This window comes from Mycobacterium sp. NGS56 (assembly GCF_059812425.1).
In genome coordinates this window covers 25,857-43,790 of the sequence record NZ_JCALCQ010000007.1, presented here as the reverse complement: position 1 = coordinate 43,790, position 17,934 = coordinate 25,857, and the positions used below count along the sequence as shown (strand labels likewise).

Genomic DNA, 17,934 nt, shown 5'->3' with positions numbered 1-17,934 from the left:
GAAAAAACGCTTTGCGTGGAGTCAAGCTAGGCCAGGTCCTCGACGGACGCGGATTCGTTGCGGGACAAGTTGATCCCCAGATTCGCCGCCGCCCGCTCGAGGTCCTCGTCCTCGCCTTCGCGCAGCTCGATGGCCGCACCATCGCTGGACAGCACCTCGACGTTGAGGCAGAGCGACTGCAGCTCCTTGAGCAACACCTTGAAGGACTCGGGGATGCCCGGCTCCGGGATGTTCTCGCCCTTGACGATCGCTTCGTACACCTTGACCCGACCGACGGTGTCGTCGGACTTGATGGTCAGCAGCTCCTGCAGCGTGTACGCGGCACCGTAGGCCTGCATGGCCCAGCACTCCATTTCACCGAAGCGCTGGCCACCGAACTGCGCCTTACCACCCAGCGGCTGCTGCGTGATCATCGAGTACGGGCCGGTGGAACGGGCGTGGATCTTGTCGTCCACCAGGTGGTGCAGCTTCATGATGTACATGTAGCCAACGGTCACCGGGTACGGGAACGGCTCACCGCTGCGGCCGTCGAACAGCACCGCCTTGCCGTCGCCGTCGACCATGACCTCGCCGTCACGGTTTGGCAGCGTGCACGACAACATGCCGGCCAGCTCCTCCTCCTTGGCGCCATCGAACACCGGAGTCGACACGATCTGGTTCGGCTGCGCGTGCCGCAGCTCCTCGGGCAGGCTGGCCGCCCAGTCGGGTGAACCGTCGATGTTCCAGCCGGACTTGGCCACCCAACCCAGGTGCGTTTCCAGGATCTGGCCGATGTTCATCCGTCGCGGCACACCGTGGGTGTTCAGGATGATGTCCACCGGGGTGCCGTCCGGCAGGAACGGCATGTCCTCGGCCGGCAGGATCTTGCCGATGACGCCCTTGTTGCCGTGGCGTCCGGCGAGCTTGTCGCCGTCGGAGATCTTGCGCTTCTGGGCCACGTAGACGCGCACCAACTCGTTGACCCCGGCCGGCAGCTCGTCGTCGTCCTCGCGGGAGAACACCCGGATGCCGATGACCTTGCCGGACTCGCCGTGCGGCACCTTCAATGAGGTGTCGCGAACCTCGCGGGCCTTCTCACCGAAGATCGCGCGCAGCAGCCGCTCCTCCGGCGTCAGCTCGGTCTCACCCTTCGGGGTGACCTTGCCGACCAGGATGTCGCCGTCGCGAACCTCGGCACCGATGCGCACGATGCCGCGCTCGTCCAGGTCGGCCAGCACCTCGTCGGAGACGTTCGGGATGTCCCGGGTGATCTCCTCGGCGCCCAACTTGGTGTCGCGGGCGTCGATTTCGTGCTCCTCGATGTGGATGGAGGTGAGCACGTCCTCCTCGACCAGCCGGTTGGAGAGGATGATCGCGTCCTCGTAGTTGTGACCTTCCCACGGCATGATCGCCACGAGCAGGTTCTTGCCCAGCGCCATCTCACCGTTCTCGGTGCAGGGACCGTCGGCGATGACCTGGCCGGCCTCCACCCGCTCGCCGGCGTCGACGATCGGCGACTGGTTGGCACAGGTTCCGTGGTTGGACCGCTCGAACTTGCGCATCCGGTAGGTGTGCCGGGTGCCGTCGTCAGCCATAACGGTGATGTAGTCGGCGGAGACCTCCTCGATCACCCCGCCCTTGTCGGCCACGACCACGTCGCCGGCATCGATCGCCGCGCGCAGCTCCATACCGGTACCCACCAGCGGCGCCTCGCTGCGCACCAGCGGAACCGCCTGGCGCTGCATGTTGGCGCCCATCAGGGCACGGTTGGCGTCGTCGTGCTCGAGGAACGGGATCATGGCCGTGGCCACCGACACCATCTGGCGCGGCGACACGTCCATGTAGTCCACCTCGGACGAGGGCACGTACTCGACCTCGCCCGCCTTCCGGCGGACCAGAACGCGGGACTCTTCGAACCGTCCCCTGGCGTCGATCGGCGAGTTGGCCTGCGCCACGACGTGGCGGTCCTCCTCGTCGGCGGTCAGGTAGTGGATCTCGTCGCTGATCACACCGTCGACAACCTTGCGGTACGGCGTCTCGATGAACCCGAACGGGTTGACCCGCGCGTAAGTCGCCAGCGAGCCGATCAGACCGATGTTGGGACCCTCCGGGGTCTCGATCGGGCACATCCGGCCGTAGTGGCTGGGGTGGACGTCACGGACCTCCAGGCCGGCACGCTCACGGGACAGACCTCCGGGGCCCAGCGCCGAGAGGCGACGCTTGTGGGTCAGCCCGGACAGCGGGTTGTTCTGGTCCATGAACTGCGACAGCTGGCTGGTGCCGAAGAACTCCTTGATCGCGGCGACGACCGGCCGGATGTTGATCAGGGTCTGCGGCGTGATGGCCTCGACGTCCTGGGTGGTCATCCGCTCCCGGACCACGCGCTCCATCCGGGACATGCCGACCCGGATCTGGTTCTGGATCAGTTCACCCACGGTGCGCAGGCGGCGGTTGCCGAAGTGGTCGATGTCGTCGGTCTCCACCGGCACCTCGACGCCACCGGGAACCGTCATCGTCGACTGGCCCTCGTGCAGGCGCACCAGGTATTCGATGGTGGCGACGACGTCTTCCTCGGTCAGCGTCGACGACGTGATCGGCTCGCCCGCATGCAGGCCGAGCTTCTTGTTGACCTTGTAGCGGCCGACGCGAGCCAGGTCGTATCGCTTCTCCTTGAAGAACAGGTTCTCCAGCAGGGTCTGCGCGGACTCCTTGGTCGGCGGCTCGCCCGGACGCAGCTTGCGGTAGATGTCCAGCAGCGCCTCGTCGGTGCCGGCGGTGTTGTCCTTCTCCAACGTCGACATCATGATCTCGGAGAAACCGAACCGCTCCGTGATCTGCTCGCCGGTCCAGCCCAGCGCCTTGAGCAGCACCGTGACGGGCTGGCGGCGCTTGCGGTCGATGCGGACGCCGACGGTGTCGCGCTTGTCGACGTCGAACTCCAGCCAGGCGCCCCGGCTCGGGATCACCTTGACGCTGTGCAACAGCTTCTCGGTCGACTTGTCGATGGTCTCGTCGAAATACACACCGGGCGAGCGGACCAGCTGGCTGACCACGACACGCTCGGTGCCGTTGATGATGAAGGTGCCCTTCTCGGTCATCATCGGGAAGTCACCCATGAACACCGTCTGGCTCTTGATCTCGCCGGTGTTGTTGTTGATGAACTCGGCCGTGACGAACAGCGGGGCCGCGTACGTCATGTCCTTGTCTTTGCACTCGTCGACCGGCGCCTTGACCTCGTCGAAACGCGGGTCAGAGAACGACAGCGACATCGAGCCGGAGAAATCCTCGATCGGCGAAAGCTCGTAGAGCACCTCTTCCAGGCCACCCACCGGAGTCACATCCCCGCGCGCGGCGGCGGCCTCACGCCACCGCGGCGCGCCGATCAACCACTCGAAGGAGTCGATCTGCACGTCAAGCAGACCCGGAACCTCGAGCGGTTCGCGGAGCTTGGCGAAGGAAACTCGGTTGGGGGCTCCAGGCACGGAGCCGTTTGAGGAACTTCCGTTAGAGGAACTTTGTGGGCGATCCGTCTTGCTCTGGCGGAAATCTGCCAAGATGCATCCTTCCAGCACCTCGTGCGACTCACGAAGACCGGGACCACCGGCCAGCTCGCCGCGAATTGTGTCGGTTCGGCCGGCAGACGATCTGTCCGGATCTCACGCGCAACCAGAACTAAGCCGCTCAAGGGGCTCAGGCTTGGACCACGGTGTCAGGTGGCGGGTGAGGTGGGCAGGAGGTAGCCAGCGCAACGTCCAACAATAGCGCAGGACGGCGCATTCCTCAACTTCCCAGCATTAGCAGTCCAGGGACATCGGCGCTGGCTGGCGATCTCGACTTCCCTTGGGCCATTCAGGTACATGCTGCCCAACAGACTGGCCGGTTTATGGCCCGTCGTCAAGAGGGCGGGCCGGGAGTGTTACGCGGAGTTATCGCGAAACGCGCCGGCACCGCGCCCTAGTCGCCGACCTCGTGCGCCCGATACTTGTGGGTGCCTTCCATGTCGTCGATGATGGCGGCTTGCGCCTTCTGCGGCAGGGTATGCAGGATGTCGCGCACCCGCGCCTGGCGCCGGGCGACGGCCTTGCGCTCCGGCATGCCCGGCGACGCGACGATCTGCGGGGGCACACCCTCGATCTCCTCGACACCGCCGGCATGCTGTCCGGCGTCCAGTGCGGCCTGCTCTTCGGCCATGGTCGCCTCGTCCTTTTCCTCGGACATGCCGATCGGTCCGATCCGGCGACCGTTGAGGAACTGCCGCACGACGGGCTCGTCGCTGGTCAGCAGCACCTCGCGCGGGCCGAACATGACCAGCTTGCGGCGGAACAGCATGCCCATGTTGTCCGGCACGGTGCGGGCGATGTTGATGTTGTGCGTGACGATCAGCACCGTGGCGTCGATCTGGGCGTTGATGTCGAGGATCAGCTGGCTCAGGTAGGCGGTGCGGACCGGGTCCAGACCGGAGTCGGGCTCGTCGCAGAGGATGATCTGTGGGTCCATCACCAGGGCGCGGGCCAGGCTGGCGCGCTTGCGCATACCGCCGGAGATCTCTCCCGGAAACTTCTTCTCGTCGCCACCGAGACCGACCAGGGTCAGCTTCTCCATGACGATGTCACGGATCTCGCTTTCCTTCTTCTTGGTGTGCTCGCGCAGCGGGAACGCCGCGTTGTCGAACAAATTCATCGATCCGAACAGGGCGCCATCCTGGAACATCACGCCGAACAGCGTGCGGATCTCGTAGAGCTCCTTAGCCGTGCACTGCAGAATGTCGGTGCCGTCGATGACGACCGAGCCGCGCTCGGGCCGCAACAAACCGATCAGGGACTTCAGGAAAACCGATTTGCCGGTACCTGATGGTCCCAGTAGAACGCTGACCTCCCCGGCGGGGATTTCCAGCGTCACGTCTTCCCAGATTCTCGAGGAGCCGAAGGACTTCGTCAGTCCGTTCACCTCGATAGCGACGCCCATGGGAAATCCTTCCGTCGACAGTCGTGCCCGCCACCTGCCCTTTTATGTGGCATGAGTCACTGTAGCGCACGGTTGCCACACGGCATCAGGGATGCGGACGACAGCGGGCAAAATTGGCCGTCTTGAGACCACCCGCAAAGCCCGCACCGCATGACTTATTTGACGCACGTGTTAGCCAGCGGGCGCCCAGTTGCCGTGGAACCCCATGGGCACCCGCTGGGGCAGATGGACGGTGGCCACCTGCTCGAGCGTCTGCGCGTCTAGCAAAACCAATTTGCCTTCGTCGCTGTCGCGGTGATAGCCGAAGCCCATCAGGATGCCGTCGTCCTCGGCGCGGGCCGACGGGTTGGGCACAAAGGACATCTCGCCGAGTAAAAGGCCGGCATCGAGGGCCGCGACCTCGCGCGAGCCCGTCGCATAGTCGTGTTTGAACAGCCCTGCTCCCCCGCCGGCGAATTGCGCGCCGACGGTGTAGCCGAACCGGTGCGGTCCACCCAGCAACTCCTCGTTGATCCGCGGGAACTCCTGCGGCTGATCGTCACGCCGTTCGGTGCCGACCGCACCGGTGGTCAGGTTGATGGTCCAGCGGTCCAGCATCGGGGTGCTCTCTCCCGGGCCGCGCAGGTCGCGGTCGAACATGCGCGCATAACGCACCACGTCGAGCACCAAAACCTCTGCGTCACCGCGCATCTCGGAGTAGGCGTTGAGCGGGTGATAGACGTAACAGGGCTCGATGTCGAACCAGCGCACGTCCGTGTTTTCGCCCTCGCGTGGCATCACCCCGATGCGCGCCGGGTAGTTCGGGTTCCAGGCATAGGGCATCCGGTCGGAGTGCCGGGCGTCGCGGTTCATCCTGGCGTTGATCGGGCTCGGCACCCGCACCCGTCCGATCAGCGACTGCAGCACCAGACGGGCCGGCAACGCCAGCCAGGGCGGCACGTTGCGGGGCAGCACCTGCGCCGGATCGAAGGTCACCGGCAGGTCGTAGATCACGACGTACTTGTCGGTCAGCGAGAAGTCATGCATCATCGGCGAACCGCCGACCTCGATGTCGACCGTGCGGCGGGCGCGGCCGGTGACATCGATCACCGAATACTGCACGGTTCGTCCACGGGCGAACGAGTAAGAAACCGCGTGCAGTTCGCCGGAGCGCGGGTCGCGGTGCGGGTGGGCGGTGTAGCCGCCCGCCAGCGTGCCGTCGAAGTCGCACGTGCCGATTGTGTCCAGCTCCTCGGTGAGCTCGTAGTTGGCGACCCCGCCCTCGATTAACGCCAGGGTCCGTCCGGCGTGCCTCAACGCGTTGGTGTTGGCCCCCAGGTTCAGCATTCCGGCGCGCGGGTCGAGCCGGCCGGGCGCCGGCTCGCCGAGCGTGCGGCACACCCTCGGGCTGCGCACCCAGCGATTGCGATACCAGCGCGCCTGCCCGTCGCGCAGCGCTACCCCGTGCACCATGCCGTCACCGCTGAACCAGTGGTACACGGCCGGGTCCACCTCGGCGGCCGGGTTGGGCCCGTTGCGCAGGTAGCGGCCGTCGAGGTGTTCGGGGATGCGCCCGGTGACGCGCAGATCGTGCGCGGTGACTTCCGCGCGAACCGGCGCCATGAAGTCCTCGAGGTACGGGTTGCCAAGCTTGGCGCTTGTCGCGGTCGTCATCTCTGAACTCCTATAACATTGTTATTTCGGCGTTATTGGCACGCTACGCTCCCGATGGGAAGATGGCAACGATGACTTCAGACGTTCAGCGCAGCGTCCACGACGAGATGCTGCACGCGGCGGTCGGCCTGCTCGACGAGCACGGGCCCGACGCCCTGCAGACGCGCAAGGTGGCCGGCGCTGCGGGCACCTCCACGATGGCCGTGTACACCCACTTCGGCGGGATGCGGGGGCTGATCGCCGAGGTGGCCGAGGAGGGTCTTCGGCAGTTCGACGCCGCACTGACGCTGCCGCAGACCGCCGATCCCGTCACCGACCTTTTCGTCATCGGCGCGGCGTACCGCCGCTACGCCATCCGGCGCCCGCACATGTATCGGCTGATGTTCGGCAGCACCAGTGCGCACGGCATCAACGCGCCCGCGCACAACGTCCTGACGCTGACGGTCGCAGAGATCGAGCGGCGCTACCCCAGCTTCGCGCATGTGGTGCGCGGGGTGCACCGATGCATGCTGGCCGGCCGGATCAAACCGGCGGGATCCGTGAAGGACGGCGTCGACGATGCGTCCGTCGTGGCCACCGCGGCCCAGTTCTGGGCGTTGATCCACGGGTTCGTCATGCTGGAACTGGCCGGCTATTACGGCACCGACGGCGCCGCCGTCGCGCCGGTACTCACTGCGATGTATTCGAATCTGCTCGTGGCGCTCGGTGATTCAGCGGATCGGGTGAACGCGTCCGTGCGGTCGGCCAGGCGCTGAATGCGCGAAACCCCCGAGACGGCGATCCCGGGGGTTTGCGCGCAGTGACCTACTTGACGGTGACGGTGGCGCCGGCGGCCTCGAGCTTGGTCTTGGCCTCGTCGGCGGCCTCCTTGGCCACCTTCTCCAGCAGCGGCTTGGGAGCGCCGTCGACCAGGTCCTTGGCCTCCTTGAGGCCCAGGCCGGAGACGATCTCGCGGACCACCTTGATGACACCGATCTTCTTGTCACCGGCGGCCTCGAGGATCACGTCGAACTCCGACTGCTCCTCGGCGGCCTCGGCGGGTGCGCCACCGGCGGCGCCACCACCGGCGGCGGCAACGGCGACCGGGGCGGCCGCGGTGACCTCGAAGGTCTCCTCGAACTTCTTCACGAAGTCGGAGAGCTCCAGCAGGGTCATCTCCTTGAAAGCGTCGAGCAGGTCGTCGGTAGACATCTTTGCCATGGGTACGGGTCCTTCCTTGTTTTTCCTAGGTTCCGGGCTTGGTTGTTATTCGGCTTCGGCCGGGGTTTCCGGCGCCGCGGCGGGCGTTTCCGAAGCGGGTTCTGAGGTGGCCTCCGCAGCGGCCGCGGGCTCTGCGGCGGCGGCGGGAGCCGCCGGAGCTTCTGCGGCCTTCTTCTCTTGCAGGGCGGCCGCGAGCCGGGCGAACTGCGACGCCGGAGCGTTGAACAGCCCGGCTGCCTTGGCGAGGTTGCCCTTCATCGCCCCCGCCAGCTTGGCCAGCAGCACCTCGCGCGACTCGAGGTCGGCGATGCGCTCGACTTCGGCGACCGTCAAAGCACGGCCGTCCATGTAACCGCCTTTGATGACCAGCGCCTTGTGTTCCTTGGCGAAGGTCTTGATGGCCTTGGCGGCGTCGACCGCTTCCCCGGTGACGAATGCGATGGCCGTCGGGCCTACGAACAACTCATCGAGCCCCTCGACCCCGGCCTCCGAGGCAGCGCGCTTGACCAGCGTGTTCTTGGCCACCGAGTAGGTGGCCGCGCCGCCCAGCGAGCGCCGCAGTTCGGCCAGGTTGGCCACGGTCAGACCGCGGTACTCCGTGATAAGGGTGGCGGTCGATTCCTTGAACTGCTCGGCGATGTCTGCAACGGCGGTGGCCTTGTCAGCCCTGGCCATGCCTACCTCCTGAAGTGAAAGTCAATGCGACGTGTCGTCTCGATCCCCCGAGAACGACGAACGCCCCGGCGCAGAAGCGGCCGGGGCGTGAAAGACGCCGGCGCGAGCCGGCGCTGAGTGCCTCGTCCTCCTGCGTGGGCCGCCGGGATGCTCCCGGACCTTCAACCGATTGCTCGGTGACCGACGGTCTTCGGTGGATCGGCTAACAGAATAGCCTGACCGGCGCGGTCGGCCAAAACGGCGGCCTCAGGTGACGGCGAGGGCCAGCAGAGCAAACACCGCCAGCAGCAGGATCACCCGGGCCCGGTGCCGTCGATCCCAGCGGGCGGCGAGTTCGCGCGAGAGCTCACCGGTGCCCGGCCATTTCGCGATGCGATTGTTGATCGGCACCAGCAGGGTCACCGTCAGCAGTATCACCGCGACCATCAAGGCGGCGGCGATCCCGCACAGCCAGTCGCGCTGCTCGCCGCGCTCCTGGATGGCGAGGGAGGCCACCAGCAGCAGGACGACGGCATACCAGAACGGCATCGTCGTGCCCAGTGCTCGGGCGGCACCGGCGCGGGCCGCGCGGAACCCGTCGTCGGGCAGCCGGGCGATGAGCGGGTTGAAGAAGACCGCGACCGCCAGCTCCACGCCGACCATCAGCCCGGTGATCACGACCGCGAGCGCGTCGATGCTGTTGTTCATGGCAACGACCTTGGCATGACGCACCGCAGCGGGTCAGCTGAGGCCGGCGAGCCTCGCCGCGCCGATCAGACCCGCGTCAGCGCCGAGTGCGCCCGGCACCACCCGCAACCCGGCTAAGAAATCCAGGCCGGCGTATTCGGTGAGCTTCGCCCGCAGCGGGTCGAAGAGCAGCGACCCGGCTTGGGCGACGCCTCCCCCGATCACCACGAGATCCAGATCGCACACCGCGCCGACCGAGGCGATCATCGCGGCGAGCGCGTTGGCGCCCCGGTCGAATGTCTGCTGGGCCAGCGGGTCGCCGGCCGCCGCCGAGGTGGCCAGCTCGCGGGCGCCGGCGCCGGGCGGCGCGGACCAGCCGTTCTCGCGGGCCCTTCGCACCAGCCAGGGCCCGGACGCGACGGTCTCCACGCAACCGTGACCGCCGCAGGTGCAGGGCCGGCCGTCCAGCTCGACCACCACGTGCCCGACATGACCGGCGTTGCCGGTGCGCCCCGAGTAGGGGACGCCGTCGAGCACCAGTCCGCCGCCCACCCCGGTGGAGACCACCATGCCCAGCAGGAACCGGGTGTGAGGGCCCGCGTTTTTTCCCGCCCCGATCCAGTGCTCGCCCACGGCCATACAGACGCCGTCACCGGCGAGCACCACCGGCAATCCGGGCACCGCCGCGGCGACCTTGTCGCGCAACGGGAAACGATCCCAGCTGGGTATGTTGATCGGACTGACGGCTCCGCTGCGCAGATCGATCGGCCCGGCCGACGCGATCCCGACGGCGCCGACCGGAGCGTCCGCGGCCTGCAGCGCGTCGGTGATCATCGCTTCGACGACGGCCCAAACGTCGACGGCGGCGGAAGTGATCGGAGTAGGGCGGGTGGCGGTATACACCAGCTTTCCACCGGAATCCACCAGCGCAACAGCGATTTTGGTGCCGCCGATATCCAGGCAGAGGCGCAGCATTGCGGTCAGTGCCGGTGAGTGTTGTCGGGTTGGCGAGGGTCGCCGGGATGCTCGTAGCCGGGGGCCAGCTCCACCAGCGTGGCGCGGCGCTCGTCCAGCCAGAGCCGGAAGGTGCGCCGCCGTGCGGCACCGCGCAGATGCTCTTCGATCGCCGATCGCACGTCGTCCAGCGGGGGTGCCGCTGACGCCGTTGTGCGCCAGCCGTGTTCGCCCTGTTGCGGTGCGGCGAAGCGTAGTGGGTTGCGGGCGTGATAGGCGGCGACCTCGGTGCCGGCAACCCGCACCGCGGCGGTGACATCGGCGAACAGCGCACGGGCGCGCGGATCGGCCAGCGCGGCCGCGGCGACGCTGCCGATCTCCAGCCGGGCGGTCACGTCGGGCAGCAACTCGGCCTCGGACGGCGCGCCGCGTCCGCTCAGCCCGCGCGCGGCCGCCTCGGCGGCCACCAGCCGCTGCGTGACGATCAGTTGGGTCAGCCAGCGCCGCAGTTGACGGCCCTCGCTGGTGCCGCTGACCGGCAGGCCGCCCGCGCCGCGTCCGGCGCGCAGCCGTGCTTCGGCGGCGTCGAGGACGCCCGGCGAAACGGGCACGCCGGCAACGGTCGCTATCTGGTGAACGCTCATGTCACCGTCACCTTCACCGCCGGCGAATAGATCAATCGGCCGGCGCAGCCGATCCGCACCAGCGCCCACCACTGGCCGGGCTCCAGCCACGCCGGCGGTGTCAGCTGGAAGCCTAGGTCGACTGTGGCGCGGGCGGGTAGTACCGCGCCGAGCGCGCCGGGGCCCATCCATTCCCAGGTGCCCCAGGGGCTGATCAGGTGCGCCTCCAGAGTCAGGTCGGCCTCGGCGCGGCTGCCGACCGTAACGGCCAGGGCGCCCGCTTCGCCGGGTTCCAGCGTGACCTCGGTGGGACCGTCGGCGAGGTAGACCGGCTCACCGGCCGCCCCACCCACGGTCACCACGCAGACGTCCTCGACGGGCTGGCGCCAGGCGGCGGGAACCTCGTCGCCGGTGATTCGCAGCTCGGCGTGGACCGGGTAGAGGCCGGGTTCGGCGCGCGCCGGGACCGACACCGCGACGTCGGCGTGCAGGTAGCCGCCGCTGGGCAGGGTGAAGGGCAGCCCGGCGGGGGTGGCCGTCCAGCCGTCCGGACACCGGAGGCTGACTGTGCCGTGCAGCGTGGCATCGGTGCTGTCGCTGGCCGCGGTGAGGCGCAACGTCACCTCGCTGCCGGTCTCCGCGGTCACCTGGTTCGGATGCAGGTGGGCGACCGCCGGCAGCCCGCCGAGCGGCGCTGGGCCGCGATTGTGTAGCCAATACCGCGCGTAGAGCGGCTGCGCGGCCTCGGCGTCTGGAGCCAGGCCGGGGGCGCCGGGGGCGGCTTGGGTCGCGTCGACGCGGGCCAGCACGGTCGCCACCTGGTAGCCGTGCAGCTCGATCGAGGACACGGGCTCGGGGTGCTGCTCCAGCAGATCGGCGCGCCTCAGATCGCTCACCGTCGCGACGTCGGAGTCGATGACCGCGTCGGTGCCCCCGCCCGTGGTCTCCACCAGGCGCAGGGCCACCGCGTGCGGGTCCAGCGGCGCCGCGCTGCCCGCGGCCAGTGGGTTGCCGGCAGCCTTGAGCGCGGCCAGCGCTACGGACTCGGCGGGTTCGACGCGCAGCAGCGACCCCGCCGCCGGCAGCGCTCCCCCAGTCCGGCCCGGTGTGACGGCGAGCAGTGGCTGGGCGAACTGCGCGCTGCGGGCGGGGATCTCGGCTTGCCGCCAGTCACCCCGCCCGCTGACAAACGCGTAGTCGAATGTGTGGGTCCAGTGCTGCAGTTGGAAACCGGAGCCGTCCGGCGCGGCGCGGCGGGGGTCGTCGATCCAGATGCCCGACGGCCAGCCGGTGCAGGACCGCATCAGCGCGGTGTGCAGGGTGCCCTCGGTGTCGACGGCGAAGCTGGGCACCCCGCGGTTGAGTAGGGCGACGGTGCGGTCTTCGAATACGCCGGTTTCCGAGGGCGCTTGCTGCGTCACGGTGATCTCGGCGTCGCCGAGGTCGTCGGCGACGCCCGCGATCGCGGCCCGCAGGTCGTCCTCGTCGCGGCCGTCGATGACCAGCACCGGCAGCGCCCGCGGCGCACGCAGGTCGGCGTCGGGCACCCACACCGCATTCAACGGCGTCTCGGCCGGCACCCACACGCGGGCCCGCCCGGTCGTCGACAACTGGCGCTGAAGTTCTTCGGCGTGCGCCGGAGCGCCGGCCAGTACGGCGGCGACGAAGGCGTTGCGGGCGGGGCCACCCAGCCCGATGCGCACGTCAGGCAGATTGGAATCGACCTCGAGGTTGCCGTAGCGCGGCTTATCCGCGGCGCTGCAGGTGGCCGTGACACCGGCGCGAACCAGCGCGACCATCAGCCCGCGGGCCAGCGGCCCGGATGCCGCCTCCGTCGGCGACACCACCTCGGCGACCGACATCGCCCGCACGCCGGTGCCCGACACCCGGAGCCGGGCCGCCGCGGACAGGCCGAACCACCCGTACGCCGGATTGTCCAGGGCCCACAGGTGCTCGGCGGCGTCCACCGAGCGGGCGCCATCGTGCAGCAGCGCGAAACCGCGGCCGACGACGGCGTTGCCCACCTCGCTGACCGGCATGGCACCCGGCACCGGGCACGGCCAGCGCAGCCGGACCAACTGATCGGCGCCGCTGAACTCGTCGATCGTGGTGCGGCAGTCCACCCGTGCGACGCCGTGCCACAGGGTCAGGGTTTGGGTGTAGCGCAGCAGCGTGCCGATCCGGCCGTGCACCACGACCCGCTGACCGAGCGGCCCGTGGAAGGCCTGCACCCGCGCGGGGCCCTCGGACGAGCACACCACCGGGCCCTTGGGCAGCAGGTGCCAGGGGCCCTCACCCTGGTTCGGGTGCGCCGGATATTCCTCGTAGACGGCCAGCTCGTTGCCCACCGCGGACCCGGCGATCAGCTCGCGGCCATCCTGGATCAGCGAGGCGACTCCCCCGCCGCGCGCTGGGTCGACCTCGACGCGGTAGTGCTCGTTGGCGATCGCCGATCCCGCTACCGGTTCCCAGCCGGCCGGATCACCCCGTTCGGTCGCGTGCACCAACCGGTATGCCCGCCAACCCAGCGACGGGACCTCGCGCGCCAGCCAGCTGACCGTGCGTCCGTCGTGCTCGACGTGCGCCGCCAGCTCGACACCGTCGGAGTCGAGTACCCGGACCCGGGCGCCCAGCGGCGGGTCGAGGCGCACGGTGACGATGTCGGTGCGCCGGCAAGTCAGCGGGTTCCACACGATCACGTCGCCCTCGATCGCGCCGGACAGCAACGCCAGCGAGTTGTCGCGGGTCGCGCGGCCGAGCTCCCAGGCGTCGCGCCATCCGGTCAGCAGATCGAGGTACACCTGGTCGGATTCAGAGCCGGTGATGGCGTCATGGTGTGCGCCGTAAACCAGCTGCACCCAGGCCTTGGCCAGGGCGGCCTGCGGGTACGGGGACCCGGTCAGCAGCCCCGCGAACACCGCGAAGCGCTCGGCCTGCAGCACGGCGTTCTCGGCGGCCCGGTTGGCCTGCTTGGTGTCGATGTAGGACACGTCCTTGCCGGTGTAGATCGGGTTCATGTCCCGGGTCTGGGGCGATGGTTCTCGAGGCGCGCAGCGCCCGTGCGCAAGTTCGGCACGCACCGCCGCGAAGAATTCGCACGGCAGCGCGCACACGAACCGCGGCCAGGTGTAGCGGGCGGCCCAGTCGCGGTGGATCTCGGTCACCCATTTGTTCGGCGGGGTGTAGTCGGTGCCGACGGGCAGCAGCACGTTGTGCGTGAGCGCGACCTTCTTGAGCTGATCGAAGAGTTCGTAGGTCGCGTTCTCGGCCTCGCCGAGCGTCGCGGCGGAATCCATCCACCAGCCCGCCGAGTAGTGCGCGGGCATGTAGTGGGTGAGCAGGCCGCGGCCCGATGGCGAGATCCACTCGAACTCGCTGCAGAACTGCATCCGTTCGACGCCGCGAGGTTCGGGGCCGCAATCGGGGCCACCGTGGGCGGGACCCCACTGATGGTGCGGTCCCCTGGCCCACGAACTCGACGTCAGCCCCGCGTCGGCGGCCATCCCGGGGAACTGCGGATCGTGGCCGAACACGTCCAGCTGCCACGCGGTGGCCGGATTCGCTCCCACGACGTGGCGCTGAAAGCCCATGCCGTGCACCAGATTTCGAATCGTCGTCTCGGGGCTGGTGAGGTTGGTGTTGGGTTCGTTGTAGGTGCCGCCCATCACCTCGACGCGGCCCTGCTCGATGAACCGGCGGAGATCGGCCCGGTCTTCGGGCCGGGTGTCCCAGTACGGCTTGAGGTAGTCGACCTCGGCCAGGACGAACTTGTACTCGGGGTCACACCGCGCCATCTCCAGATGCGCATGCACCAGCTCGAAGCCGTTCTGCTGGCGTGCTCGCCCCGGCGGGTCCTCGGTCCATTCGCTGGTATAGGCGCCCTGGGTGTTCCACCACACCGGGTCGTAGTGGAAGTGACTGACCATGAACATGGTCCAGCCCGGTTCGGCCACGGTGAACTCGAACGCCAGCCGCTGACCACCCGCGTGCGCCCGCGCGGCCCGGCGCTGACCGGTAACGGCCTTGCGCACCCTTACCGCGACCTCGACCACCTCACGCCCCGGCTCGGCGGTCGCCCGCCCGAGCAGGCCGCGGCCCTCGACGCGGACCGGCGTGGGCTTCGCACACCCGGAAACGGTGACGCGGACCAGCTGCAGCGGCGCGTCCGGTGCGCCGACGAAGAGCTCGGTCGACTCGGCGTTGGTCAGCCGCATGCCGAAACCACCTGCATCCCCGCACCTTACGGCGGGGCGACACTGAGGATCGAGCTAACATCCGAGGGTGCCCGCCCTCGCCCCGCCGGTGTCCGACGAACGCGGCGCCCTGCGCGAATTCCTGGCGTATCACCAGAGCGCGTATTTCGCGGTGAGCCATGGCCTCACCGACGACCAGGCCCGGTCCGCGCCCTCGGTCAGCGCTCTGTCGATCGGCGGGCTGGTCAAGCACGCCACCGGAATGCAACGCAGCTGGATGGCGCGCGTGTCCGCCGCGCCGGGCGCGCCGCCGAAAGATCCCCGCCCGTTCGAGGAGATCGCCGCGGAGTTCGCCGATCAGCATGTGATGCGGCCCGACGAGACACTGGTCGGGCTGCTGGGCGCGTTCGAGGCGCAAAACGCGACGTCGCTGCGGCTGGTTGAGACCGCCGACCTGGACGCCGCGGTGCCGGTTCCGCATGACATCCCGTGGTTCCCCAAGGATCAGCGGGCCTGGTCGGTGCGCTGGGTGATCCTGCACGTCATCAATGAGCTGGCCCGGCATGCCGGGCACGCCGACATCATCCGGGAGACCATCGACGGCGCCACCATGTACGAGCTGATCGCCGCGCGGGAGGGCTGGGCGGTCGAGGGCTGGGTGCAGCCCTGGAAAAGCGGGAAAACCGGTGGGCGCCCGAGTTAGCGGATTGGGACTCATCCGTGCGGGTTTGGCACACTGCACTGATGAGCTCTACCAAACATAAGGGGGCCAAGCTCGACCGGGTGCCGTTGCCGGTCGAAGCGGCCCGGGTAGCCGTGACCGGTTGGCAGGTCACCCGCACCGGCGCTCGCATCCTCACCAAGCTGCCGGGCAGGGGTTCGTGGCAGCAGAAGGTGATCAAGCAGCTCCCGCAGACCTTCGCCGACCTGGGACCGACGTACGTCAAGTTCGGGCAGATCATCGCATCCAGTCCGGGGGCGTTCGGCGAGTCGTTGTCCCGCGAGTTCCGCGGCCTGCTCGACCGGGTGCCGCCGGCCGACTCCGACGAAGTGCACAAGCTCATCGTCGAAGACCTCGGGGGTGACCCCTCGGAGTTGTTCGCCAAATGGGACGAGACGCCGTTCGCGTCGGCGTCCATCGCGCAGGTGCACTACGCCACGCTGCACACCGGCGAGGAGGTGGTCGTCAAGATCCAGCGTCCGGGCATCCGGCGCCGGGTCGCCGCCGACCTGCAGATCCTCAAGCGTTTCGCCCAGGCCGTCGAGCTGGCCAAGCTGGGCCGTCGGCTCTCGGCTCAAGACGTGGTCGCCGACTTCTCCGACAACCTGGCCGAGGAGTTGAACTTCCGGCTCGAGGCCCAGTCCATGGAGGCCTGGGTGTCACACCTGCACGCCTCCCCGCTGGGCCGCAACATCCGGGTGCCGCAGGTGTTCTGGGACTTCACCAGCGACCGGGTGCTGACCATGGAGCGGGTGCAGGGCATCCGCATCGACGACGTCGCGGCGATCCGCAAGGCCGGGTTCGACGGTGTCGAGCTGGTCAAGGCGCTGCTGTTCTCGCTGTTCGAGGGCGGGCTGCGGCACGGGCTGTTCCACGGCGACCTGCACGCAGGCAACCTCTACGTCGACGAGGCGGGCCGCATCGTCTTCTTCGATTTCGGCATCATGGGTCGCATCGATCCCCGCACCCGCTGGCTGCTGCGCGAGCTGGTGTACGCACTGCTGGTCAAGAAGGACCACGCGGCCGCCGGCAAGATCGTGGTGCTGATGGGCGCCGTCGGCACCATGAAGCCCGAGGCCGAGGCCGCCAAAGACCTGGAAAAGTTCGCGACCCCGCTGACCATGCAGACGCTGGGCGACATGTCCTATGCCGACATCGGCCGGCAGTTGTCGGCGCTGGCCGACGCCTACGACGTCAAACTCCCCCGCGAACTCGTTCTGATCGGCAAGCAGTTCCTCTACGTCGAGCGGTACATGAAGCTGCTGGCGCCCAGGTGGCAGATGATGTCGGATCCGCAACTGACAGGCTATTTCGCGAACTTCATGGTCGAAGTCAGCCGCGAGCACTCCTCCGACGTCGAAGTCTGATGGAGGTCCGCACCGGGAACGCCACGGTCTTTGATCCCAACGGCGACTTGAAGCTGTACTACGAGGACATGGGCGACCTCGACGACCCGCCCGTGCTGCTGATCATGGGGCTGGGCGCCCAACTGCTGCTGTGGCGGACCGCCTTCTGCGAGCAGCTGGTCGGTCGCGGGCTTCGCGTCATCCGGTACGACAACCGCGACGTCGGCCTGTCGACCAAGACCCAGCACCGCAGCTCGGGTCAGCCGCTGGTGACGCGGATGGTCCGCTCCTTTCTGGGTCTGGGGAGCGAAGCGCCGTACAAGCTCGAGGACATGGCCGACGACGCCGCCGCCGTGCTCGATCATTTGGGCATCCAACAGGCGCACATCGTGGGCGCTTCGATGGGCGGCATGATCGCCCAGATTTTCGCCGGGCGATTCCCGGAGCGGACCAAAACGCTCGGAGTCATCTTCTCCAGCAACAATTCGGCGTTCCTGCCGCCGCCCGGACCCCGCCAATTGCTGGCGCTCATCAAGGGACCGGCGCCGAGCTCGCCGCGCGACGTGATCATCGACAATGCCGTCCGCGTGAGCAAGATCATCGGCAGCAGGCGATACCTGGCTCCCGACGAACAGCTTCGGACGGAGGCCATCGAAAGCTACGAACGCAGCTACTACCCGTGGGGCGTCGCCCGGCATTTCGATGCCGTCCTGGGCAGCGGCAGCCTACGCCGCTACAACCGCCGGACCACCGCACCCACCGTGGTTATCCACGGCCGGGCCGACAAGCTGATGCGCCCGTTCGGGGGGCGCGCGGTGGCACGGGCGATCGATGGGGCCCGATTGGTGACCTTCGACGGGATGGGTCATGATCTTCCACAGCAGTTGTGGGATCAGGTGATCGGCGTGCTGGCGAAAAACTTCAATGCGGCGCGCTAGCTAAATACATTTGATAGAAAC

At 68.3% G+C, this 17,934-nt stretch carries 13 protein-coding genes; 4 read left to right on the top strand and 9 right to left on the bottom strand.

The window, feature by feature from the left end:
* Window positions 1-26 precede the first annotated feature (26 nt).
* The 3 genes from rpoB to AC5Y4F_RS17455 form a co-directional block, all read right to left on the bottom strand.
* Window positions 27-3,533, bottom strand: a complete 3,507-nt coding sequence (rpoB, locus tag AC5Y4F_RS17465) for a DNA-directed RNA polymerase subunit beta (RefSeq protein WP_499997722.1) — start codon at window positions 3,531-3,533, stop codon at window positions 27-29.
* A gap of 400 nt (window positions 3,534-3,933) precedes the next feature.
* Window positions 3,934-4,944, bottom strand: a complete 1,011-nt coding sequence (locus tag AC5Y4F_RS17460) for an ABC transporter ATP-binding protein (RefSeq protein WP_067931446.1) — start codon at window positions 4,942-4,944, stop codon at window positions 3,934-3,936.
* A 171-nt stretch (window positions 4,945-5,115) separates the two neighbouring features.
* Entirely contained in the window at window positions 5,116-6,597 is a 1,482-nt protein-coding gene (locus tag AC5Y4F_RS17455; protein ID WP_499997721.1) for a carotenoid oxygenase family protein, read from the bottom strand.
* 71 nt (window positions 6,598-6,668) lie between these two features.
* Here AC5Y4F_RS17455 and AC5Y4F_RS17450 point away from each other — a divergent pair, with 71 nt between their 5' ends.
* Complete coding sequence (locus AC5Y4F_RS17450) at window positions 6,669-7,352, top strand: TetR/AcrR family transcriptional regulator (protein ID WP_067931467.1); 684 nt, start codon at window positions 6,669-6,671, stop codon at window positions 7,350-7,352.
* A gap of 49 nt (window positions 7,353-7,401) precedes the next feature.
* Here AC5Y4F_RS17450 and rplL read toward each other — a convergent pair whose 3' ends face one another.
* The 6 genes from rplL to AC5Y4F_RS17420 all read right to left on the bottom strand — a co-directional run bounded on the left by rplL (window position 7,402) and on the right by AC5Y4F_RS17420 (window position 14,929).
* On the bottom strand, window positions 7,402-7,797 hold the full coding sequence (rplL, locus tag AC5Y4F_RS17445) for a 50S ribosomal protein L7/L12 (protein ID WP_007767831.1): 396 nt from the start codon (window positions 7,795-7,797) through the stop codon (window positions 7,402-7,404).
* Between the two features lie 45 nt (window positions 7,798-7,842).
* Entirely contained in the window at window positions 7,843-8,472 is a 630-nt protein-coding gene (gene rplJ / locus AC5Y4F_RS17440; protein ID WP_499997720.1) for a 50S ribosomal protein L10, read from the bottom strand.
* A gap of 246 nt (window positions 8,473-8,718) precedes the next feature.
* Window positions 8,719-9,159, bottom strand: a complete 441-nt coding sequence (locus tag AC5Y4F_RS17435; protein ID WP_067931439.1) for an anthrone oxygenase family protein — start codon at window positions 9,157-9,159, stop codon at window positions 8,719-8,721.
* 33 nt (window positions 9,160-9,192) lie between these two features.
* Window positions 9,193-10,113, bottom strand: coding sequence for an ROK family protein (locus AC5Y4F_RS17430; RefSeq protein ID WP_499997719.1), 921 nt, complete (start codon window positions 10,111-10,113; stop codon window positions 9,193-9,195).
* A 5-nt stretch (window positions 10,114-10,118) separates the two neighbouring features.
* Entirely contained in the window at window positions 10,119-10,736 is a 618-nt protein-coding gene (locus AC5Y4F_RS17425; RefSeq protein WP_499997718.1) for a DUF7158 domain-containing protein, read from the bottom strand.
* On the bottom strand, window positions 10,733-14,929 hold the full coding sequence (locus AC5Y4F_RS17420) for a glycoside hydrolase family 38 N-terminal domain-containing protein (RefSeq protein WP_499997717.1): 4,197 nt from the start codon (window positions 14,927-14,929) through the stop codon (window positions 10,733-10,735). The genes AC5Y4F_RS17425 and AC5Y4F_RS17420 overlap by 4 nt, the downstream gene beginning before the upstream one ends.
* Before the next feature lie 88 nt (window positions 14,930-15,017).
* On the opposite strand from AC5Y4F_RS17420, the gene AC5Y4F_RS17415 reads away from it, so the two are divergent.
* From AC5Y4F_RS17415 to AC5Y4F_RS17405, 3 genes are read left to right on the top strand one after another with little or no spacing between them, the layout of a single operon-like run.
* Window positions 15,018-15,611 carry a DinB family protein gene (locus AC5Y4F_RS17415; RefSeq protein ID WP_067931465.1) on the top strand — a complete coding sequence of 198 codons (594 nt, stop codon included), beginning with the start codon at window positions 15,018-15,020 and terminating at the stop codon, window positions 15,609-15,611.
* A 41-nt stretch (window positions 15,612-15,652) separates the two neighbouring features.
* Window positions 15,653-16,996, top strand: a complete 1,344-nt coding sequence (locus tag AC5Y4F_RS17410) for an ABC1 kinase family protein (protein ID WP_067931430.1) — start codon at window positions 15,653-15,655, stop codon at window positions 16,994-16,996.
* Entirely contained in the window at window positions 16,996-17,913 is a 918-nt protein-coding gene (locus AC5Y4F_RS17405; protein WP_067931428.1) for an alpha/beta fold hydrolase, read from the top strand. Before AC5Y4F_RS17410 ends, AC5Y4F_RS17405 begins: the two co-directional genes overlap by 1 nt.
* Window positions 17,914-17,934 lie beyond the last annotated feature (21 nt).